This window comes from Aerosakkonema funiforme FACHB-1375, assembly GCF_014696265.1.
Classification (GTDB): domain Bacteria; phylum Cyanobacteriota; class Cyanobacteriia; order Cyanobacteriales; family Aerosakkonemataceae; genus Aerosakkonema; species Aerosakkonema funiforme_A.
Genome location: NZ_JACJPW010000014.1, coordinates 1 through 21008, shown reverse-complemented (window position 1 = coordinate 21008; position 21008 = coordinate 1). Strand labels below are relative to the sequence as shown.

At 42.2% G+C, this 21008-nt stretch carries 8 protein-coding genes and 3 pseudogenes; 1 reads left to right on the top strand and 10 read right to left on the bottom strand.

The window, feature by feature from the left end:
• Positions 1–12: 12 nt before the first annotated feature.
• The 10 genes and pseudogenes from H6G03_RS07505 to H6G03_RS07455 all read right to left on the bottom strand — a co-directional run.
• Positions 13–450, bottom strand: a pseudogene (locus H6G03_RS07505) (response regulator); the annotation flags it as partial.
• A 138-nt stretch (positions 451–588) separates the two neighbouring features.
• Positions 589–1902 carry a sensor histidine kinase gene (locus H6G03_RS07500; protein ID WP_456057563.1) on the bottom strand — a complete coding sequence of 438 codons (1314 nt, stop codon included), beginning with the start codon at positions 1900–1902 and terminating at the stop codon, positions 589–591.
• A 98-nt stretch (positions 1903–2000) separates the two neighbouring features.
• Positions 2001–2427: pseudogene (locus tag H6G03_RS39735) on the bottom strand (response regulator); the annotation flags it as partial.
• Positions 2428–2496: 69 nt separating this feature from the next.
• Positions 2497–3594 carry a diguanylate cyclase domain-containing protein gene (locus H6G03_RS07495; protein ID WP_190463650.1) on the bottom strand — a complete coding sequence of 366 codons (1098 nt, stop codon included), beginning with the start codon at positions 3592–3594 and terminating at the stop codon, positions 2497–2499.
• The gene (locus tag H6G03_RS07490; RefSeq protein WP_242060342.1) at positions 3591–4766 is read right to left on the bottom strand and encodes a response regulator; all 1176 of its coding nucleotides are present in this window, start codon (positions 4764–4766) and stop codon (positions 3591–3593) included. Before H6G03_RS07490 ends, H6G03_RS07495 begins: the two co-directional genes overlap by 4 nt.
• Positions 4760–6595 carry a GGDEF/EAL domain-containing response regulator gene (locus H6G03_RS07485; RefSeq protein ID WP_190463648.1) on the bottom strand — a complete coding sequence of 612 codons (1836 nt, stop codon included), beginning with the start codon at positions 6593–6595 and terminating at the stop codon, positions 4760–4762. Before H6G03_RS07485 ends, H6G03_RS07490 begins: the two co-directional genes overlap by 7 nt.
• Entirely contained in the window at positions 6592–11607 is a 5016-nt protein-coding gene (locus H6G03_RS37210; RefSeq protein WP_206756613.1) for a PAS domain-containing protein, read from the bottom strand. Before H6G03_RS37210 ends, H6G03_RS07485 begins: the two co-directional genes overlap by 4 nt.
• A 26-nt stretch (positions 11608–11633) precedes the next feature.
• Complete coding sequence (locus tag H6G03_RS07465) at positions 11634–13598, bottom strand: response regulator (RefSeq protein WP_190463647.1); 1965 nt, start codon at positions 13596–13598, stop codon at positions 11634–11636.
• Positions 13599–14092: 494 nt separating this feature from the next.
• On the bottom strand, positions 14093–15187 hold the full coding sequence (locus H6G03_RS07460) for a glycosyltransferase family 4 protein (RefSeq protein ID WP_190463645.1): 1095 nt from the start codon (positions 15185–15187) through the stop codon (positions 14093–14095).
• 247 nt (positions 15188–15434) lie between these two features.
• Positions 15435–17984, bottom strand: a complete 2550-nt coding sequence (locus H6G03_RS07455; protein WP_190463757.1) for a glycogen/starch/alpha-glucan phosphorylase — start codon at positions 17982–17984, stop codon at positions 15435–15437.
• 361 nt (positions 17985–18345) lie between these two features.
• Here H6G03_RS07455 and H6G03_RS07450 point away from each other — a divergent pair.
• Positions 18346–20901 (top strand): annotated as a pseudogene (locus H6G03_RS07450) (histidine kinase dimerization/phospho-acceptor domain-containing protein); the annotation flags it as partial.
• Between the last annotated feature and the right edge of the window lie 107 nt (positions 20902–21008).

Genomic DNA, 21008 nt, shown 5'->3' with positions numbered 1-21008 from the left:
TTCTAACTCTTGGGCTAATAGATCTCGCTCCTGAAGAGATTCTTTCAGTTGCTCGCGCAGATACTTTAATTCCAAATGCGTGCGAACTCTGGCCAGCAGTTCCGGCTTTTTAAAGGGTTTGGTAACGTAATCGACAGCCCCCATATCAAAAGCTTGCAGTAAATGATCTTCCTCGTTGCTGGCAGTTAAGAAGACGATCGGCAGTTCTGCTAGTGCTGGATTTGCTTTCAGTTTAGAGCAAACTTCCAGTCCGTTCATCCCCGGCATCATCAAATCTAGTAGAATCAGGTCGGGTTGGGCAGTTTGGACTCGTTCGAGAGCTTGCTTTCCGCTGGTGGCAAAGGTGGTTTCGTAGCCCAAATCTTCCAGCATCTCGCCAATTACTTGCAGATTCTGGCTGATGTCATCTACAACTAAAATTAGGAAATGTTCTGGGTTGAAAGGTTTCATAATAAATTTTGCCTTATTTGGGGAATTATTTTATTGCCTTGGGTAAGCTGGCTTTCTAGGGTAGTGGGGTAGTGGAAGAGTAGCTGACATTAGTATGGGATTGTATTTATTTTTCAAGGGTTTTGAGCGTTTTTGAGCCTATGTTTGCTTGGTTTGATGGGTGGGTATTTCAATGGCGAATTCCGAGCCCTCTTTGGAAGAGGAAGAACAGGTTAGTTTACCTCCATGTTTTTGGACAATAATTTGATAGCTAATCGACAATCCCAATCCGGTGCCTTTGCCAGGGGCTTTGGTGGTAAAAAATGGGTCGAACAAACGCGATCGCATCGACTCTGGAATGCCGGGGCCATTGTCTGCAATGCGAATTTTTATAGTATTGGCAGCTATTAATTCTGTGGCAATGCGGATAGTAGGTTGTCGGTAGAGGGTAGTATTTAGTGGGTTACATTCAGAGGAACTACCCAGTTCTAAAGCGTCGATCGCATTATTCAGCAGGTGCATCAAAACTTGGTTAATTTCACTAGGAGAACAAGTGACTTTGGGCAAATTTCCGTACTCTTTGATGACTTGAATTGCCGGACGAATTTCTTCGTTCTGTGGCGAAATTTGAGAATTGAGTCGGTGCTGCAACATTAGCAGGGTGCTGTCGATCCCTTCATGAATATCCACCGACTTCATTTCAGCTTCGTCTAACCTAGAAAAGTTGCGAGGAGAAAGTACGAGTTGCCGGATGCGATCGGCTCCTCTGTGCATACCTTCCATGAGGCTTTGCGCGTCTTTTATTAAAAAAGACAGGTCTATATCATCAATTATGCGGTCGATTTTTGGTGTGGGATTGGGATATTCCTGCTGATATATTTCAATCAACTTTAGTAAGTTTTGCACATATTCGTTGGCATAGCTGAGATTGGCATAAATAAAATTAATTGGGTTGTTAATTTCATGAGCAATCCCTGCTACCAATTGCCCCAGAGCTACCATTTTTTCGTTCTGGATTAATTGGACTTGAGCTTGTTGGAGTTCGCTTAAAGCTTGTTCGAGTTGCTCCTTTTGCATTCGCAATAATGCTTCTGTTTGCAGTTTCTGAGCTTCTGCTTGCTTGCGATCGGAAATATCGCGCACGAGCGCTAGTACTTCATTTTGGCCGCTCTTGACAAATCTCACTTCATAAGCGTGCCAAATGCCATCGATTTGTTGCACGTACTCGCCAATTTGCATGGTAGATGCGAGCAGAGTCTCCTCAACGTAGTGCATTACCCAGACACTCAAGTCTTCGGACAAAACTTCAGATATATTTTTACTAACCAAACTATTTTGTGGGCCGATCGCATCGGGGATGGGAAAAGTTATCCCCTTTTCAATTAATAATTTGTGTGACGATGTTTGCGTTATTGCAATTTCTTTAGCTATGCGATAGTCCAAAAAAATACCATCATATCCGATGCGAAACATTAAATCTGGAATCGCATCAAGTAGGGCGCGATTTTTGGCTTCGCTCAATTCTAAAGCCTCCTGAGCTTTGCGGCGCTCTAGAATTTCTTCCCGCAGTATAATATTTTGTTCCTCAAGTTGTAGTTGCAGCGATCGCAGTTTAAGCTGATTGCCAATTCGCGATAAAACTTCTGCTTCCTGAAAAGGTTTGCTAATGTAGTCTATTCCTCCCACATCAAAAGCTTTTACCTTATCTAAAACATCATCTAAAGCACTGATAAAAATGACGGGAACTCCGCGAGTTTTTTCATTTGCTTTCAGATGTTGGCAAACTTCATAGCCATTCATCATGGGCATATTTATATCAAGCAGAATTAGGTCTGGCAAAACCTTTTGACAAGCAATTAAGGCTAATTCGCCGTTCAATGCTTTACGAACTGTGTATCCCTGCTCGGTGAGCATTGCCGACAAAAGGCGTAAGTTATCAGGTGTATCATCGACAACCAAAATATTGCTTTTATAAGTATTGGTGCGCTCGTCATTCATTTTAGTATCTCCGTCACCTGTTAATTTGTATAATCATAGTACAAAATAAAACTTGCGCGTTTAATGTTTTTATTTTAAATCCTCGAATATATAATAGCTTTGATAAACTTCACTGGGCTCTTTGGTAGGTGAGCCTTCTGTGTCAGCCATAAAAAAATCGGTTGTGTAGGTACAGTATCGATCGCGTCCCTGTTGCTTAGCTTGATAAAGAGATCGATCGGTCTTAGCAATTAAAGTTTCTGGAGATTCTTGATAATTTCCGACTAGGCTACAGATACCCATGCTTAATGTAATATAATTGCTCACAGAAGAAAAGCAGTGGATAATCTTTAGCTTTTCCACCTCTAACTGGATATTTTTAGCTAGAGATATGGCTCCGTAAATATCTGTGTGAGGCAAAATCGAAACAAACTCTTCTCCTCCGTAACGCGCCACTAAATCTGTCGGACGCTTTACCGCATTGCTAATAGCTTTGGCAACCTCCTTTAAACAAAAATCTCCTGCTAGATGTCCGTAATTATCGTTGTAGGATTTAAAAAAATCGATATCGCACAAAATCAATGATAGAGGTGTTTTATCTCTTGCCGATCGGTGCCACTCTCTTTGTAAGTATTCATCAAAGTGGCGACGGTTGGCCAGTCCAGTCAAGCTGTCCGAACAAGCCAAACGGTGTAATTTTTCATTTGCTTCTTGCAAAGCTGACTCGGCACTTCGCCGTCTCTCTATTTCCTCAAGTAGCAGAGTATTTTGCTGTTTTAGTTGCTTTTGCAATTTTTGAACCGTAAGTTGATTTTCCACTCTTGCCACCACTTCTTCAATATGAAATGGCTTAGTAATATAGTCGGCACCACCGACATCAAAAGCTTTTACTTTGTCCAGCACATCATCCAAAACGCTAATAAAAATCACGGGGATATCGCAAGTTTTTTCATTTGCTTTCAAAGCAGCACAAACTTCATAGCCGTTCATATCGGGCATATTTACATCGAGTAAAATTATGTCTGGCAGTATCTTCTGGCAAGCACTTATAGCTACTTGACCGCTCAAAGCTTTGCGAACGCTATAGCCCCGATTCTTTAGCATAGACGACAGCAGGCGCAGGTTATCTGGCGTATCGTCAACCACAAGAATTTTACTTTTGGGTAGTGCGTTTAAATTTTTACTCATTGTGAGGGTATGGTGAAGTAAAAAGTTGTGCCCTTGTTTACCTGCGATTCCACCCATATGCTTCCGCCGTGACGTTCAACTATTTTTTTGCAGATAGTCATACCAATGCCATTACCTGGGTATTCTCTATAAGAGTGCAGGCGTTGAAAAATTTCAAAAATGCGTTCAAAGTACTGAGGTTCTATGCCAATACCATTATCCTGGACTCCAAAAAGCCATTCACTGCTGTTTTTTAATTGAGCCAAAATTTTTATTTCCGGTATAACTTGAGGACGGCGAAACTTAATACCATTGCTAATTAGATTTTGGAAAAGGCTGATCAGTTGTGTGCGATCGCCCATTAGTTTTGGTAATGGCGAATGGGTAATAGTGGCACCGCTTGAGTTAATTTCTTCGCGTAAATTATCTAGCGCTTCTTCTAGTACGTTTTGGCAATCAGTCAATTCAAGCTCTTGTGTTTCCTTTCCTAACTTGGAATAATCTAGCAAGTCGTCAATTAGCCGCTTCATCCTCCAAGCCGCATTTACGATATGTTCTAAGTATCGCTTATGGTCTGGAGCGAAATCTTTTTCGTATTTACAGCTAATCAGCTGCGTATAACCAATAATCGATTGTAGAGGTGATTTGAGATCGTGAGAAGCGATGTAGGCAAATTGTTCTAGTTCGGCGTTGGCTATTCGCAATTCTTCATTTAATTTTTGCAACTGTATATTTTGCTCGGTGAGTGCGTTATATAGCTGGCGAATAGTCAGTTGATTTGTCACGCGAGCTAACACTTCTTTAACTTCAAATGGTTTGCTTATGTAGTCCGCACCACCGCTATTAAAAGCTTTTACTTTGTCCAGTACGTCATCAAGAGCGCTGATAAAAATTATAGGTATATGGCGGGTTTTTTCATTTTGTTTAAAATATTGACAAAGTTGATAACCGTCCATATTTGGCATCATAATATCGAGTAAAATTAGGTCTGGTAATATTTTTTGACAAGCGCTTATAGCTATTTCTCCGTCTAACGCTTTCCGAACTATATATCCATTTTGTGTCAGAATTGATGATAAAACTCGCAGATTATTTGGACAATCATCAACTACTAAAATGTTGACTTTGTGAGAGTAGATTAATTTATTTATCAATGTATTTTCTTCGATCGTACTTTCCATAACGCTCACCATTGGGGGTCTGCTGCTATCAATTCTAAAACCAATTTACTATCCAAAGGTTGAGAAAATAAATAGCCCTGACCAAAATCGCACCCTAAACTTCTCAGTTGTGCTAACTGAGCGGGAGTTTCTACACCTTCAGCGATCGCACTCAGCTTCATTGTATGGGCCATACAGATAATCATGGGAACCAGTCCCATATTATTTGTGTTTTTATCCATCAGTTTTACGAAAGACTGGTCAATTTTGAGCGTATTTAAGGGAAAGGTGTGCAGGTAACTCAATGAAGAGTAGCCAGTGCCGAAGTCATCAATACTTAATTGAATTTGACGCCTCCTGATTTCAGCTAAAATTTTGTTAGCTTCTTCGCTATTTTCCATAATAGCGCTTTCTGTGATTTCAAACTTTAAACTTTCCGGATTCAGTTGCGTTTTGTGAAGAATTTTATCAATTCTTTCAAGTAAATTAGGATGGGAAAATAGCCGCCTCGAAAGATTGACGCTAATAGTTAAGATTTCCTTAGCAGGGCAAGTTTTCTGCCAGATAAGTAGTTGATGGCAAGCTGACTGCAATACCCAAGTGTCAATATCGGCAATCAATCCCGTTTCTTCCGCCAGGGGAATAAATTCTGCGGGAGAAACCATACCGCGAGTAGGGTGCCGCCAGCGCACAAGAGCTTCAAATCCAGCAATTCTGCCATTAGTTAGAGAAATAATAGGCTGATAGTAAACAATAAATTCCTCCCGTTGGATGGCCCTTCGCAAGTCGTTTTCTAGCTGTAGAACTCGGATAGCTTGTTGGTGCATATCTGGGTCAAAAACGTGATATTGAGCTTTTCCTAATGCCTTGGCACGATACATCGCCGTGTCGGCATCTCGCAGCAAATATTCTGGCTTATCGTAAGAAATATTGCTGAGAGCAATCCCAATACTGACATTAATAAATACTTCGTATCTGGATAGTTGAAAGGGGTTTGATAGTTCTTTCAGAATTCTATCAGCAACAAGCGTAGCCATTTTTATATTTGAAATATTTTCAATAAGAATAGCAAATTCGTCGCCGCCCAATCGCGCTAAAGTATCAACCAGATTAAGAGATTTTTCCAGTCTGCGAGAGATCGCAATGAGCAGTTCATCGCCTACTAAATGACCGAGAGAATCGTTAATAAATTTGAAACGATCGCAATCCAAAAATAGCACGGCAAATTGACAACCAGACTCTGACTTAGCGCGGTTGAGAGCTTCTGACAAACACTCCATGAATAAAGCTCGATTCGGCAAGTTAGTCAGGGGATCGTGTAGCGCCATTTGCAGCAATTGACTTTGTAGTTGCTTGCGCTCTAATATCTCTCGTTTCAGTTCTTCATTAGCTTTTTTTAGCTGACTGGTACGCTCTCTTACCCGTTGTTCGAGTTCGACATTTATATTCATTATTTTTATCTCCGCTTCCCTGATCACCAATTGATTTTGAACGCGGACAATAACTTCTTCAAAATGAAACGGTTTGGTAATATAGTCAACACCCCCGACATTAAAAGCTTTTACTTTGTCAAAAGCATCATTTAAGGCACTCAAGAAAATTACTGGAATCTTAGAAGTTTTCTCCGCAGCTTTCAACCGCTGACAAACTTCATAGCCGTCGATATCCGGCATCATAATGTCCAGTAATATCAAGTCCGGTAATAATTTTTGACAAGAAGAGAGAGCAATATGCCCGTTTAATGCTTTGCGAACGTTGAAGCCCTGCTCCGTCAGAATCTTAGCTAAAAAGCGCAAATTTTCTGGCGTATCGTCAACAATGAGAATATCTTTTCGTGGCAAGTTAAATTTTTTGTTATTCATTGTTCATCCTGTTGAGTTAATTGCATAATTTTCTCAAATTGGAAGTTATTAGCCAGTTCGGCAAAGCTCTCCGCTAAAGCCACATTTTCTGGTGGAACTTGAGCTAACAATGCCAAAATGATATCATCGCTGCATTCAGCCGCGCCATCGTGTACCTGTTTCACCCACTCAACTGGCATTTGAGACAATATATGCAGTAAATCGGCTTCTGTAAAAGTTGCTTTCGTTTTTTCCGCAGATGTTTCTTTATCAACCTTTTCTTCTGCGTAAACATAGCGAACTCCTAAGTGTACGCTAATTTTTTCTAATAAAACTTCCGCTTGGAATGGCTTGTGAACTAAATCATCGCACCCCACAGCTAATATCTTCTGTCGCTGTTCCTCAAAAGCACTGGCAGTCAAAGCAATAATTACAGTCATTTTTTCTTTTTCATTTGTCATGTTTCCTGTTTTTAATGACTCTCGATCGATGCGCGATGACTCCCTAGTTTTAATCTCTTTAGTAGCTTCATAACCGTCCATTTTCGGCATCCGCATATCCATAAATATCAGGTGCGGTTTCCAGTTAGACCATGCCGTAATTGCCTCGATACCATTAGAAGCTTCCCGCACAGAAAAGCCTATTGATGTAAAGAATTCGATCAGCACTAAACGACTTTCTTTGGCGTCATCTACTACCAAGATGCGATATTCAGGTTGGTCGGGTGCTAAACCAATTACCTTGCGCTTACTATGGTTTCGCTCACTATCAGCAGCATCAGCCAAGTTTATCTCAATATCAAAAGAAAATAAGCTTCCTTTTCCCAGGACACTGGTAACTCTAATATCTCCTCCCATCATTTGCGCGTATTTGCGGCTAATCGCTAAACCCAATCCGGTTCCTTGTTGAGATTTTCGACCAGTTTCTGTCTGACCAAAAGCTTCAAATAGCATATGAATTTCTTCAGGAGCAATGCCAGGGCCTGTGTCTTCTACCTCAAAGAAAAGTCGGCAAATTTCAGGACAATATACCGGATTTTCCCCTTCATTATTTCCTCCACTTTCACTAGCACACTTTTCTGTTTTTACGCGCAAATCAACGCTACCTTTCGCCGTAAATTTGATAGCATTTCCCAGGAGATTGAGTAAAATTTGACGTAACTTACCTTCGTCTGTTTGCACATACTGAGGAAGATTACTTTCATATTCAAAGGTAAGTTGCAAGCCTTTGGAAGAAGCTTTTAACCGCATCATATTCTCCAAATTGTTCAGCATATAAAGCAAGTCAAATTTGCTTTGATTGATTGTGGTTCTGCCTGCCTCAATTTTGGACATTTCTAAAATGTCATTGATTAATGACAATAAATGTTCCCCAGCGCGATTAATAATTTCTAAGCTCTTTTGATGTTCGGTGGATAGGTCACTGTCGCGGCTCATCACTTGGGTAAAGCCGAGTATGGCATTGAGCGGCGTCCTCAATTCGTGGCTCATATTAGCGAGAAATTCACTTTTGGCACGATTAGCTGCATCTGCTGCTAATAAAGCTTGTTGCAGTGCAGCGGACTGTCTTTTAGTTTGTTCTAGTAATTCGGCTTGCTGCAAAGCTATGCCCAACTGACTGCCAATTTGAACGACTACATTAATTTCTGTTTTTTTCCATTGGCGGGAGCTGCTATTTTGATAAGTGGCGAGTAATCCCCAAAGTTGTGTGCCGCAGAAGATAGGTACAATTATGTAAGCTCTGGCTTGAAATTGCTCCAATAGATTGATGTAACAATCGCTAAATCCAGCCGTATAGATGTCTTCAGCAATTAGGTAAGATACACCTTCGTTGAAGGCACCGCCTCTTGTTTGACTGATGTAACTATCCTGCACGATATTGGAAACAAAGCCTAATCTTTTGATCGTGCAAGTTTCTGGGGCAATAAAATTACCTGTAAAATAGGAATTATGATTTTGTTCTTGGACTAAAGAACTCCAGGTAGTTGACAGGGACTCGGAAACAAACTCGCCACTCCAGTCAGCATGGAAGCGATAGATGACGACGCGATCGCAGTTGATTACTCGCTGCAATTCTTGAGTTGTCGCAGCGAATATCGTTTCCATATCCAAAGTTTGGCGCATCCTTTGAATGACTTGGGCAATCGCTCTTTCTCGCTCCGCACTTTCCCGCAATGCTTCCTCTGCTAGTTTGCGTTCGGTGATGTCGGCGAGAGTACCGGTGACTCGGTAAGTTTTACCAAAGGAGTCGCGGACGCATTTAGCTTTTGTCTCGACCCACACCCATCGACCATCTTTGTGTTTGATGCGATAGATCTTTTGAAAAATGGGAGCTTTGCCTTTTATGTGATCTTGAAGAGCGTTCATAGTACTCTGTAAGTCATCTGAATGCACCTTATTTGACCAGGTACTGAACAGATACGGCAGTTCTCCTTCCCGATAGCCGAGAATTTGCAGCCAAACAGGAGAATAATAGACTTTGTTTGTTCTTAAATTCCAATCCCAAATTCCATCATTAGTGCCGGATACTGCTAGATAAAAGCGTTCTTCGCTCTCTTTTAATGCTGCTTCTGCTAACTTGCGATCGCTAATATCTGTGATCGTGCCAACATAGCCTTTAATTTCGCCATCATCCCCTATTTCTGGCACTGCTTGACCGATTACCCAGGCAATTTTGCCATCCGGACGGACAAAACGATATTCAGACTTAAACGGCACTCTAGCTTCGGCAGCAAAAGCCCATTCGGTAAAGATCCGATCGCGATCTTCTGGATGTAAAATACTCGCCCACCCCATGCCGTATCCTTCTTCTACGGATAGTCCGGTAATTTCGCTCCAGCGCTGATTAACATACAAAAAATTGCTATCAGCATCCGTGTGGAATATACAAACTGGGGAAGCTTCTGCTAAAGTTTGATACCGCCGCTGACTTTCGCGTAACGCAATTTCTGCTTGTTTGCGATCGGTGATGTCCGTCCAATAACCAACGCACTCAATCAAATTACCTGCTTCATCTTGGATCGATTTAACTTGGTCGTAAACCCAACGGTAAGTTCCGTTTTGATGGAGAAAACGGTATTCTATCGAATGAAACCCATCTAGAAATAGGTGTTTTGCTAATTCGACAAGAACGCGCTTAATATCTTCCGGGTGAATGCGGGTTGTCCAGAAACTTGCATCTTCTAGAAATTCTTCTGCTTGGTAACCCAGCATTGCCTCTACGTTGCTGCTGATAAAAGTAGTTGCCAAATCTTCTGTCGGTTTGCGGCTATAAATCGAAGCTGGGCTGGAAGTGAGCAAATGTTGCAGGCGTTCTGTTGCTAGGAGTAATTCTAATTCTGTTTGCTTGCGATCGCTGATATCGAAAAGCACTCCTTCTAAGCAGATAATTTTGCTCTTTGCATCGAAAATACCTCGGCCTTTTTCGTAAACCCAAGCAATGCTGCCATCGCCTCGCACGATTCTATACTCATTCATGAAAGGCTGTTTATTTTTGACAGCCTCGCGCACAATTTCCTCCACCATCTGTCTATCTTCGGGATGAATGATGCTGGCAAAACTTCGCACTTTATTGGCAATAAATTCACTTGATGGATAGCCAGAAATTTCTAAAATAGCATCGCTGATAAACTCCATTGTCAAGTCAGAATCGCAAGCACAGCGGTAAACAACGCCTTGAATATTCGATACTAAAGTTCTGTATCGTTCTTCTCTTTCTTGCAGTTCTAACTCTGCTTGTTTGCGTTCCAGTTCGGCTCCCGCACGAGCGGCAAAAATTTGTAAAATTAATTCTTTATCCGGAGTGCAATCGATCGGCTCCGTATCCATCACTGCCAAATGGCCTATGATATTTCCGTTAGAATCTACAAACGGAATTCCCACAAAGCTTTCTATACCTATCTCCGCTAAAGTTATATCTTCAGGAAAAAGCGCTTGCACGCCCGAAGGGTAGTAGCAAGTTATCCCACCTAAAACTTTTTCGCAAGGAGTATTTGCAATTTCGTACTCAATATTTTCATCCCATGTTTCTTCATTCCAGAATGCCAAAGTACGAGCTATCGTCTTGTCATTATTGGCAAATTCGGTAATGACGGCGTAACGAACTTGCAGCACCTCAGCGAGATAACGAACGCAGCTGCGAAAAAATTCCCTGCCGGTAGCCGAAGCAGTTCCCTCGAAGATTAATCGTAGCGCTTCTTCGCGGTGTTTGCGATCGCTAATATCGTAACACGACCCGATAAAGCCAGCAAAATTACCTTCAATATCGTTAAACGGTCTACCGAAATTAATTATCCATCGGTACTCGCCATCGCTGCGCCGCAACCGATATTCTATCTCGAATGGCTGACGAAACTCCAATGCCTGATGGTATATTCTCAGGCAGTACTCCCGATCGTCGGGATGAATTCCTTGTGTCCATCCATCTCCCCATTCTTGTGACGGGTTTCTCCCCGTAAAACTCAGCCAAGCTTCGTTAAAATAATTACAGTTGCCGTACCGATCCGATTGCCATATAAGTGTTGGAAAAGACTGAAATAAGGTTAAGTAAAAATCTCGCGATTTTGCCAGTGCAACCTCAGTATTTTTGCGGGTCAGAATTTCTTGTTGCAATCGAGCATTTTGCTTCTTTAATTGCTTTTGCAACCTTTGAATCGTCAGTTGATTTTCAATCCTAGCTAAGATTTCTTCAGCTTGATATGGCTTAGTAATATAGTCAACTGCACCCTGATGGAAAGCTTTAACTTTTTCTGTTACATCTTCTAAAACGCTAACAAATATTACAGGTATTTCCTTAGTTTTTTTATTAGCTTTCAACTTTTTACACACTTCATAGCCATTCATTTCCGGCATTACAATGTCGAGCAAAATCAAGTCGGGCGGAGAATCGAACGCTGCATTCAATGCTAGCTGCCCGCAAATAGCTCTTTGAACCTTATAACCTTGCGATATTAATATATTGGATAAAAAACGGAGATTTGCTGGTTGGTCGTCAACTATTAAAATTTTGGTTTGCTTGTTATTAAACACCGACATTAACAACTCCATTATTGCTAAAAATATTATGAATTATCCAACAATAATTTGGTCAACCGCACGATCTCATCTAGACGAAAATCATTAACCAAATCTGTTAAAGCTTCAGCCAAAGTAGCTCTATCTGACCCGATTTGTTCAATTAGTTGTACAATCAACTCCTCATTAACTTTATTAGCTGCCTGATATAGTTTTCTCACCCAAGTTGGAGACATTTTTGCTAATTCCTCACGCCAGAATGAGTCCGGTCTAGAGACAGGATAGCATTTGACGGCAAAAGCCGTCGTCGATCGTGATAAGTCTTCGTAAATATATCGCACTCCTAAATATTCAGCTAATTTCTGAAAAATCACCTCTTTTTGGAAAGGCTTGCTCACAAAATCATTACAGCCAGCTGCCAAAATATCCCCTCGTCTCTCCTCAAAAACACTGGCAGTGAGGGCAATAATAATGGTTTTGGGCTGATAATTGCCAGAAATAAGTTTTTCTTTGCCGTTTGCTGCCTCAAAGCCTCTTTTACTCTCTTTTTCCTTCGCTCTAATCTGTTTTATCGCTTCTACCCCATTAAGCACTGGCATCCGGGTATCCATCCAAATTAGGTGCGGTTGCCAATTTTCCCACACTTCAACAGCTTGTTGACCGTTGGCTGCTTCGCGCACTTCAAACCCGATCGGTTGCAACAATTTAACTACCAATAAACGGTTGTCTTTAGTATCATCAGCTACTAAAATTCTATATGCTTTTTGGTTCGGTTCTAAGCCAATTACCTGCTGAATCGGTTGCATTATTACTTCCGAGGAATCGGCTTCTTTAAATTTAATATTAAATTTAAAAGTCGAGCCTTGGCCTAAAATACTCTCTACGGTAATATCACCTCCCATCAATTGCACGTACTTGCGGGTAATTGTTAAACCCAAACCAGTTCCTTCGGCAGATTTCCGCCCAGTTTCTGTTTGTACGAATGCCTCAAACAATTTCTCCATTTCGTCAGGAGCAATGCCGGGGCCTGTATCGGCAACTGCAAACAAAAGTCGAAAATCGTTCCCGGTGGATGGCGATGAATCATCTACTCTTACGCGCAGCGTTACGTTACCTTTTTCGGTAAATTTAATGGCGTTACCCAAAAGATTTATTAAACAGCCACGTAACTTTTTTTCATCAGTCTTTATATACTGCGGAACATCTGATGAAATATAGAATCTCATCTGTAACTTCTTTTGTTCTACTTTCAAATGTAAGGTTTCTTCTATATTATCGAGAAGGCGATACAAGTCAAAATTACTTTCATTTAGTGCTATAATGCCTGCTTCAATTTTAGATAAATCCAAAACATCATTAATTAGCTCCAGCAAATGCTTGCCGCTGCGACTGATGATTTTCAGATTTTCCCGCACTTCGTTACTGAGCGATGAATCGCGGTTGATTATTTCAGTGAAGCCAAGAATAGAATTTAACGGCGTTCTCAGTTCGTGGCTCATATTAGCGACAAATTCACTTTTGGCTTTAGATGCAGCTGCGGCGGCTGCTTCTGCGTTGCGGCGCTGTTCAACCTCTTGTTGTAGTTTTTGATTTTGCTCTTGTAGTTGCTTTTGCAGCTTTTTGATAGTCAACTGATGCTCAACTCGCGCCAAAACTTCTTCCACTTGAAACGGTTTGGTGATGTAGTCTTCGCCACCGACAGTAAAAGCTTTAACTTTGTCGAACACTTCATCGGATGCACTAATAAAAATTATGGGTATTTCGCAAGTTTTCTCATCTGTTTTTAGTTGTTCGCAAACTTCGTAGCCGTTCATTTCCGGCATTCTGATATCGAGTAAAATTAGATCTGGTGGAACCGATCGCGCAGCTCTGATCGCCATTCCACCTTTAATCGCTCCCCGGACTGCATACCCCCGTTCGCGAAGAGTTGCGGATAACACTTCTATGTTTTCTGGGGTATCGTCTACGATTAAAATGTTGCCTCTGGTTGTCCCAGTAAAATTACTGTTCATTCTGTTAAAATTCTATCCAAAAAGTTTAACTCTTTACTCATTCCTTTTTATTGTCATATATCTCTAGAGGTATTATCGGATGATTAGCCGCAATAGGCCACCTGCCAAGGATGGCTGCGGTTTGGCCGCAGTTGGCAATGCCAAGGACAGAGGGACTCCAATACTGTTCGGGAAAAACTAGATCCCTCCGACGGAACCTCAAAAAGGGGGTTGACGAGATCTCCTCCTTCCCTTAGCTTGAGAGTCCTTGGCGACTTTACACAGCCCCTTTCATCCGTATTTTACCCGGTTGATATCCTCTATTTAGGTTCGATCGACAGTCCGATCGCATAGAATGTGCGGGAGTACGATCGCAAACTCAGTTCCCTCTCCCAGTTCGGAAATCACCTCAATTTTCCCCTTGTGCTTTTTATCAAAAAAATTGGTATCCTCAAATACATCGTATTGAGGATACCAAAGCTATTCGCCAAAAGCGATCGCGATCTGGAGGCTTACTATCTCGGATTTTGGTTGATATATGTCAAGTTAGAATGTCGGTGGACGTGACCGTTTTCAGCAAAGCGTTCGGCCAATATTTTTTGATAGACTGCTAAATAACCGTCCGCCATCCTTTCCATACTGAAATTCTTGACTGCGTGTTCCCGACAAGTGTACCGATCGATCCCACCAACTCGATCGACAGCAGCGACAGTTTCTGCGATGTTGTTACAGATAAAACCAGTCTTGCCATCCACAATCACTTCTGGCACCGAACCCAGCGACATCGCAATCACCGGCGTACCTACCGCCATAGATTCAATCATCACTAATCCAAACGGTTCCCGCCAAGTAATCGGGAACAACGTTGCCACCGCACCACCCATCAAGGCGCACTTTTGGGGGTGATTCGCTTCGCCTAAAAATTGAATCTGTTTGCCGTCAATGTGCGGTTTGACTTCCTGTTCGTAATATTCCACATCAACAAAATCTACTTTTCCAGCCATCTTCAAATTCCAACCAGAACGTTTGGCAATTTCGATCGCCAAATGCGTTCCTTTTTCAGGAGAAATTCTACCCAAAAAGGCAAGGTAAGGGGGTTCTTCCGGCTGTTGATGAAACTCGTAAATACTCGTGTTAATACCGTTGTAGACCGTACCAACATAGTTTAAATTTAGCCTTGGCTCTCGCTGCGAATTGGAGATGCTAACATATGGTTGGCGGCGAGCATGAACAAAAAGCTTCTCGTTATCGGGGGTAAAAATCCCATGCAGCGTGTGAATTGTAGGCGTTTTTACTAACTTAGTGTATAGCAGGGTGGCGCAACCCATATGAGAATGAAGAATGTCAAACTCGCCCGCTCGTTCGTACACACTGCTCAGATGCAGCATTTCGTAAATATTGTATTCCTTGATACTGGGATCTAAACGCAAGGCGCGTGGGTGAATGGATTCTAATTTGGCAGAAGTGATCGAATCACCAGAAGCAAACAAAGTAACTTCATGTCCGCGTCGTACTAATTCTTCGCACAACAAGCTGACAATCAGTTCCGTACCGCCATAAGTTTGAGGGGGCACTCTTTCCCATAAAGGGGCAATCTGAGCAATCCGCATTTCAATCTCCCTTATGAAAAAGTCAAAAGTCAAAAGTCAAAAGTCAAAAGAAAAAAAACGAGCTACCCACTAATAAAATAGAGGAGATCGTCTGCAAATATCATCTACCAATGGTTATAAGTAAAAAGAGGTAAGTAATGTTGAAATCGCTTGTTTGTAAGCAGCGCAGTTAAGATATTTAATTTAATTTTAATTGGAGATTGGGTTGTTTAAGTTCAACCCAACCTACTACAGGAGGGGAAATTTACTATCTAGTACCCAGCGGTTTGTAAGCTGGTAAATTTATACGAACTGGCTTGGTGTGCCAAATATCTTGGCAGTAATCTCGAATGGTGCGATCGGATGAAAATTTGCCCATCCGAGCGACATTGAAAATTGACATCCGAGTCCAATTAGCGCGATCGCGATAAGCTTGGCTGACTTTTTCCTGGCACTCAATATAAGACTGGTAATCAGCCATAAGCATATATTCATCTCCGATCAGGAGAGATTCTACAATCGGCGCGAACAACTTGGGATTTTCCGGGGAAAAGTAACCGGAAGCAATGCGATCGATCGTTTCCCGCAACTCGGAATTGGAATTGTAGTAATTCCACGGGTTGTATCCTTTACTTTTCATGGCGAACACTTGTTCGGCTGTTAAACCGAATAAGAAGAAATTTTCCGCTCCCACTTCTTCGCGGATTTCGATATTAGCACCATCCAAAGTGCCGATCGTTAGCGCACCGTTCATGGCAAATTTCATATTACCGGTTCCGGAAGCTTCTTTGCCGGCAGTAGAAATTTGCTCGGAAAGATCGGCAGATGGATAAACCCGCTGACCTAAAGATACAGAGAAATTTGCTAGGAAGACAACTTTGATGCGATCGCGCACATCCGGGTCTTTGTTGACAACTTTCGCCACCGAGTTAATTAACTTGATAATCAGTTTGGCAATGTAGTAACCCGGTGCCGCTTTGCCTGCAAAAATAAAAGTTCGCGGCAAAATTTCGACTTGCGGATTCCTCTTGATGCAGTTGTACAGCGTGATGATGTACAGCACGTTCAACAACTGACGTTTGTACTCGTGAATGCGCTTCACTTGAATATCAAACAAAGAATGGGGATTCACCTCAATATTGTTGTAGAGGGAAATGTAATCTGCCAGTTCTTTCTTATTTTGATACTTGATGGCAGAGAAGCGATCGCCAAACTCCGGATCGTCAACAAACCCCTCTAGCTGCCTTAACTCCTCCAGATGCGTCACCCAATTATTGCCAATCTTTTCCGCAATCAATTCAGACAGCTTCGGATTGCTCAACAAAACCCATCGGCGCGGCGTCACCCCGTTAGTTTTGTTATTAAACTTTTCCGGCCACAATTGATAGAAATCCTTCAGCACTTTCTGCTGCATCAAATCCGTGTGCAGCGCCGCCACCCCATTGATAGAATGGCTACCCACACAAGCTAAATGGGCCATACGGACATATTTCTCCGCGCCTTCCTCGATCAGCGACATTCGCCTCAGCCGTGCATCGTCGCGAGGATATTTAGCACGCACCTCATTGAGGAAACGGCGATTAATTTCATAGATAATTTCCAAATGACGCGGCAACAAACGTTCAAACAAACTCACAGGCCAGCGCTCCAAAGCTTCTGGCAGCAACGTATGATTGGTGTAACCGAAAGTATTTTTGGTAATGTGCCAAGCTTTGTCCCACTCAAAATCGTGTTCGTCGATCAACAGGCGCATCAATTCGGCAACGGCAATTGATGGGTGAGTGTCGTTGAGTTGGATAGCTGCTTTCTCGTGGAAGTTATCCAAATTCGGGTGAATTCGTCTATGAATAGTGATGATATCTTGTAGAGAACAGCTGACGAAGAAATACTGTTGCTCTAGTCGCAGTTGCTTACCTTGAGATGTGTTGTCGTTGGGATAAAGTACTTTGGAAATATTTTCAGAGAAAATTTTATCAGTTACAGAACCGACATAGTTGCCGCTATCGAAAACTTGGAAGTTAAAGTCTTCGCTAGCGCTGGCACTCCAAAGGCGCAGGGTATTGGCTGTATTGTTGTTATATCCCGCCACTGGGGTATCGTAGGGCGTACCCAAGACTTTCCGTTCTGCAATCCAACGCACGCGATAATTCCCTTTATCGTCGGAGTAAGCTTCTGTATGTCCGCCGAACTTGACTTCAACGGTTAATTCTGGGCGTCGGATTTCCCAGGGGTTGCCGAAACGCAGCCATTTGTCGGGATGTTCGACTTGCGCCCCATCTTTTATCCATTGATCGAAGATACCGAATTCGTAGCGAATGCCGTAGCCAACCGCTGGGATTTCTAAGGTGGCGAGGGAGTCGAGAAAACAAGCCGCCAAACGCCCCAAACCGCCATTACCGAGTCCGGGTTCCGCTTCCATCAAGCGCAGGTCGTTAATGTCGAGTCCCGACTCTTTGATGGCTTCGGTGGCGCGTTCGTACAAACCCAAGTTGAGCAGATTGTTCGCTAACTGGCGACCCATCAAAAATTCTGCCGAGAGGTAAAATACCGCCTTGGTTTCCGTCTTCATGTATGTTCTGACCGTGTTAATCCAGCGATGCAGCAGGCGATCGCGCACGGTGTATGCCAAAGCCGTATAATAATCGTGAGGTGTCGCCCAGGATTCATCTTTTCCCAGCAGGTAATACAGGTTATCTGCAAAAGCCCGTTTCAGGGTGTCTACAGTCATACCGGTGCGATCGTCCTCCACCTGGATTTCAATGGCGGGGGTCGGGGTTATGGGTGTGTTTACTTCCTCGGTCTGTTCTTCAGTTTGCATTTGCGAGAAATCGCTTTGAGTCATCCTGCGTCTCCAAGTGTGCGTAATTGTTCTGCCTGTTTTTATGGGAATTTTTTTAGGGTGGAAAAACCGCTCTGCGATACCGGGAATTCCGGAACAGGGAACAAAGCGATCGATGTGGGGCGATCGCCTAGTTAAATGAGGAATAACCGCAAAGAAATTTTCCCTACAAATTTAAAATACATGACGGCAAGCAGCTTGTTGCGATAATGTTAATTTATATTAAAAGGAAGATAAAATTGTTAAGAAAAGTGCCTATAAAGTAGAAGTGTTTTAAGCTACAAAAAACTAACTTAATATTTGTTATTGTTAAGACAACCTTTGTTCTCCTCCTGAGTTTATGGTCGCTCGCCCCCCCGTAAATCACAGAAAAATAGTCAAGGAACGACGAGATTATAACGCTTGGGTTGCTAATGAAACCATCGAAGATTACTCGCTGCGCTACGCTCCGCAATCGTTTCGGAAGTGGTCGGAATTTTTGGTAGCCAACACGGCACTAGGAGGGATTTCCTTTCTGGCCTTAGAAGCGATAGGCGGCTCGCTGATAATCAATTACGGTTTTGGTAACTCATTCTGGGCTATTTTGGTTGTCAGCACCATAATATTCCTTACAGGAATACCGATCGCATACTACGCGGCCAAATACAATATAGATATCGATTTGCTGACAAGAGGGGCTGGGTTTGGCTATATTGGCTCGACGATTACTTCATTAATTTATGCTTCCTTTACTTTTATTTTTTTTGCCCTAGAAGCCGCAATTATGGCGCAAGCATTGCAACTATATTTTCATTTGCCTTTAGCAATTGGATATATAGTTTCCTCTCTAGTAATTATCCCTTTTGTTTTTTATGGAGTAACCTTAATCAATCGGTTGCAGCTATGGACACAACCGATCTGGCTATGCTTAATGATATTGCCCTATATTTTTGTCCTTTACAAAGAACCGGATGCCTTTAGCAATTGGCTGAACTTTGCGGGGAATTCGCCTAGCAAAGCGGCGTTCGATCCCTTATTATTTGGCACGGCTGCAACGGTATCTTTTTCGTTAATTGCTCAAATAGGGGAACAGGTAGACTACCTGAGATTTCTGCCCGATCGCCAAGAAAATAATCGCTTTCGGTGGTGGCTGGCACTAATTTTAGCAGGGCCGGGCTGGATTATTTTAGGAGGTGCAAAGCAGTTAGGAGGAGCTTTCCTAGCGTCTTTGGCAATTAGTCGCGGGCTACCGCCATACATTGCTAAAGAACCCATCCATATGTACATGGCAGGATTTGCAGATATCTTTTCTCGTCCGGAGGTAATTTTAGGTTTTGCTACCTTGTTTGTAGTTATCTCCCAAATCAAAATAAACGTCACCAATGCCTATGGCGGTTCTCTAGCTTGGTCAAACTTTTTCTCCCGATTAACTCACTGTCATCCGGGAAGGGTAGTTTGGTTGGTATTCAATGTCGCGATCGCTTTACTTTTAATGGAAATGGGAGTATTTGATACCTTAGAAGCCATATTGGGGTTGTATTCTAATGTAGCGATCGCTTGGGTGGGTGCTGTAGTTGCCGATCTCGTTATCAATAAACCATTAGGATTAAGTCCGTCTTACATCGAATTCAAACGAGCCTATCTGTACAACTTCAATCCAGTTGGATTTGGCTCGATGGCGATCGCGTCAGCCGTGGCTATCGCTGCTTTTGTTGGTGTTTTTGGCATTTATGCCCAAGCTTATTCTCCCTTCATTTCTTTGAGTTTGGCTTTTGTTCTCTCTCCTGCGATCGCTTTCATCACTAAAGGTAAATACTACATTGCCAGAAAAGACGATCGTTGCCACATTTCCATTTCCGATTCTCTCATAACTTGCTGTATTTGCGAACAAAAATACTCGCTCGCCGATACCGCTTATTGTCCGGTTTATGACGGCTCGATTTGTTCCTTATGTTGCAGCTTGGATGCTCGATGTCACGATATCTGCAAGACCTCTAATAACCCCATAAAAGATTTTATAGAACCTCTAAAAAAAGTTGTTTTAACAAATAGAATATCTCCTAAAATTGGCGTAAGAATTGTAAAATTTTTTCAACTATTTTTATTAATAGCTGGTATAATAGGTGCTATTTTTGCCTTGGTTTACTCCTTGGTAAGATGGGAAATTACAGATAGCGCCCAATTAAATTATACTCAAATATCTGAAATACTAATATCCTTGTATGTACCGCTGTTATTATTAACAGGAATTGCTGCTTGGTGGTTAGTTTTAAGTGAAGAAAGTCGGGAATTAGCTGAAAATGAACTCGAAAAACAAAATCGATTACTTCAACAAGAGATATCCGAAAGGCAACAAGTCGAAGTCGCATTACAAAAACTTACTCACGAACTAGAGATTCGCGTAGAGCAACGGACAGCAGAATTATCCGAAGCTCTCAGAATTTTGAAACAAGCTCAAACGCAACTCGTGCAAACCGAAAAAATGTCCAGTCTGGGACAATTAGTAGCGGGAGTAGCTCACGAAATTAATAATCCTCTCAACTTTATACACGGCAATTTAGACTACGCCTGTACTTATGTTGAGGAGCTGCTAAAGGTGATTGAAATGTATCTCACAGAAATACCAAATACCACGCCTAAAATTAACCAGTATATCGAAGAAATCGAACTTAATTTCATCCAGGAAGATTTACCTAAATTGCTTTCTTCAATGCGGTTAGGAACCGAGCGCATTCAAGCTATTGTGGTGTCCTTGCGAAACTTTTCTCGGTTAGATGAAGCAGAAGTGAAAGCTGTGGATATCCACGCAGGAATAGACAGCACTTTAATGATTTTAGGACATCGGCTCAAAGCCAAGCCGGAGTCTCCGGCAATTCATGTTATTAAGAACTACGGCAACTTACCTTTAATCGAGTGCTAAGTAGTCGGACAAAAGTAATCGACACTGTATGAACTTTTGTTAAGGCACTTGCAGGAGTGCGATCGCTACCCACGGATAGTACAAATGTATTGTAAAAATTGACA

Excerpts from the sequence above, each read along its gene's own strand:
- H6G03_RS07495 (WP_190463650.1), bottom strand. The coding sequence starts at position 3,594 with ATGAGTAAAAATTTAAACGCACTACCCAAAAGTAAAATTCTTGTGGTT.
- H6G03_RS07460 (WP_190463645.1), bottom strand. The coding sequence starts at position 15,187 with ATGCGGATTGCTCAGATTGCCCCTTTATGGGAAAGAGTGCCCCCTCAA.
- H6G03_RS07490 (WP_242060342.1), bottom strand. The coding sequence starts at position 4,766 with ATGGTGAGCGTTATGGAAAGTACGATCGAAGAAAATACATTGATAAAT.
- H6G03_RS07465 (WP_190463647.1), bottom strand. The coding sequence starts at position 13,598 with ATGAACAGTAATTTTACTGGGACAACCAGAGGCAACATTTTAATCGTA.
- H6G03_RS07500 (WP_456057563.1), bottom strand. The coding sequence starts at position 1,902 with ATGTTTCGCATCGGATATGATGGTATTTTTTTGGACTATCGCATAGCT.
- H6G03_RS07485 (WP_190463648.1), bottom strand. The coding sequence starts at position 6,595 with ATGAATAACAAAAAATTTAACTTGCCACGAAAAGATATTCTCATTGTT.
- H6G03_RS37210 (WP_206756613.1), bottom strand. The coding sequence starts at position 11,607 with ATGTCGGTGTTTAATAACAAGCAAACCAAAATTTTAATAGTTGACGAC.
- H6G03_RS07455 (WP_190463757.1), bottom strand. The coding sequence starts at position 17,984 with ATGCAAACTGAAGAACAGACCGAGGAAGTAAACACACCCATAACCCCG.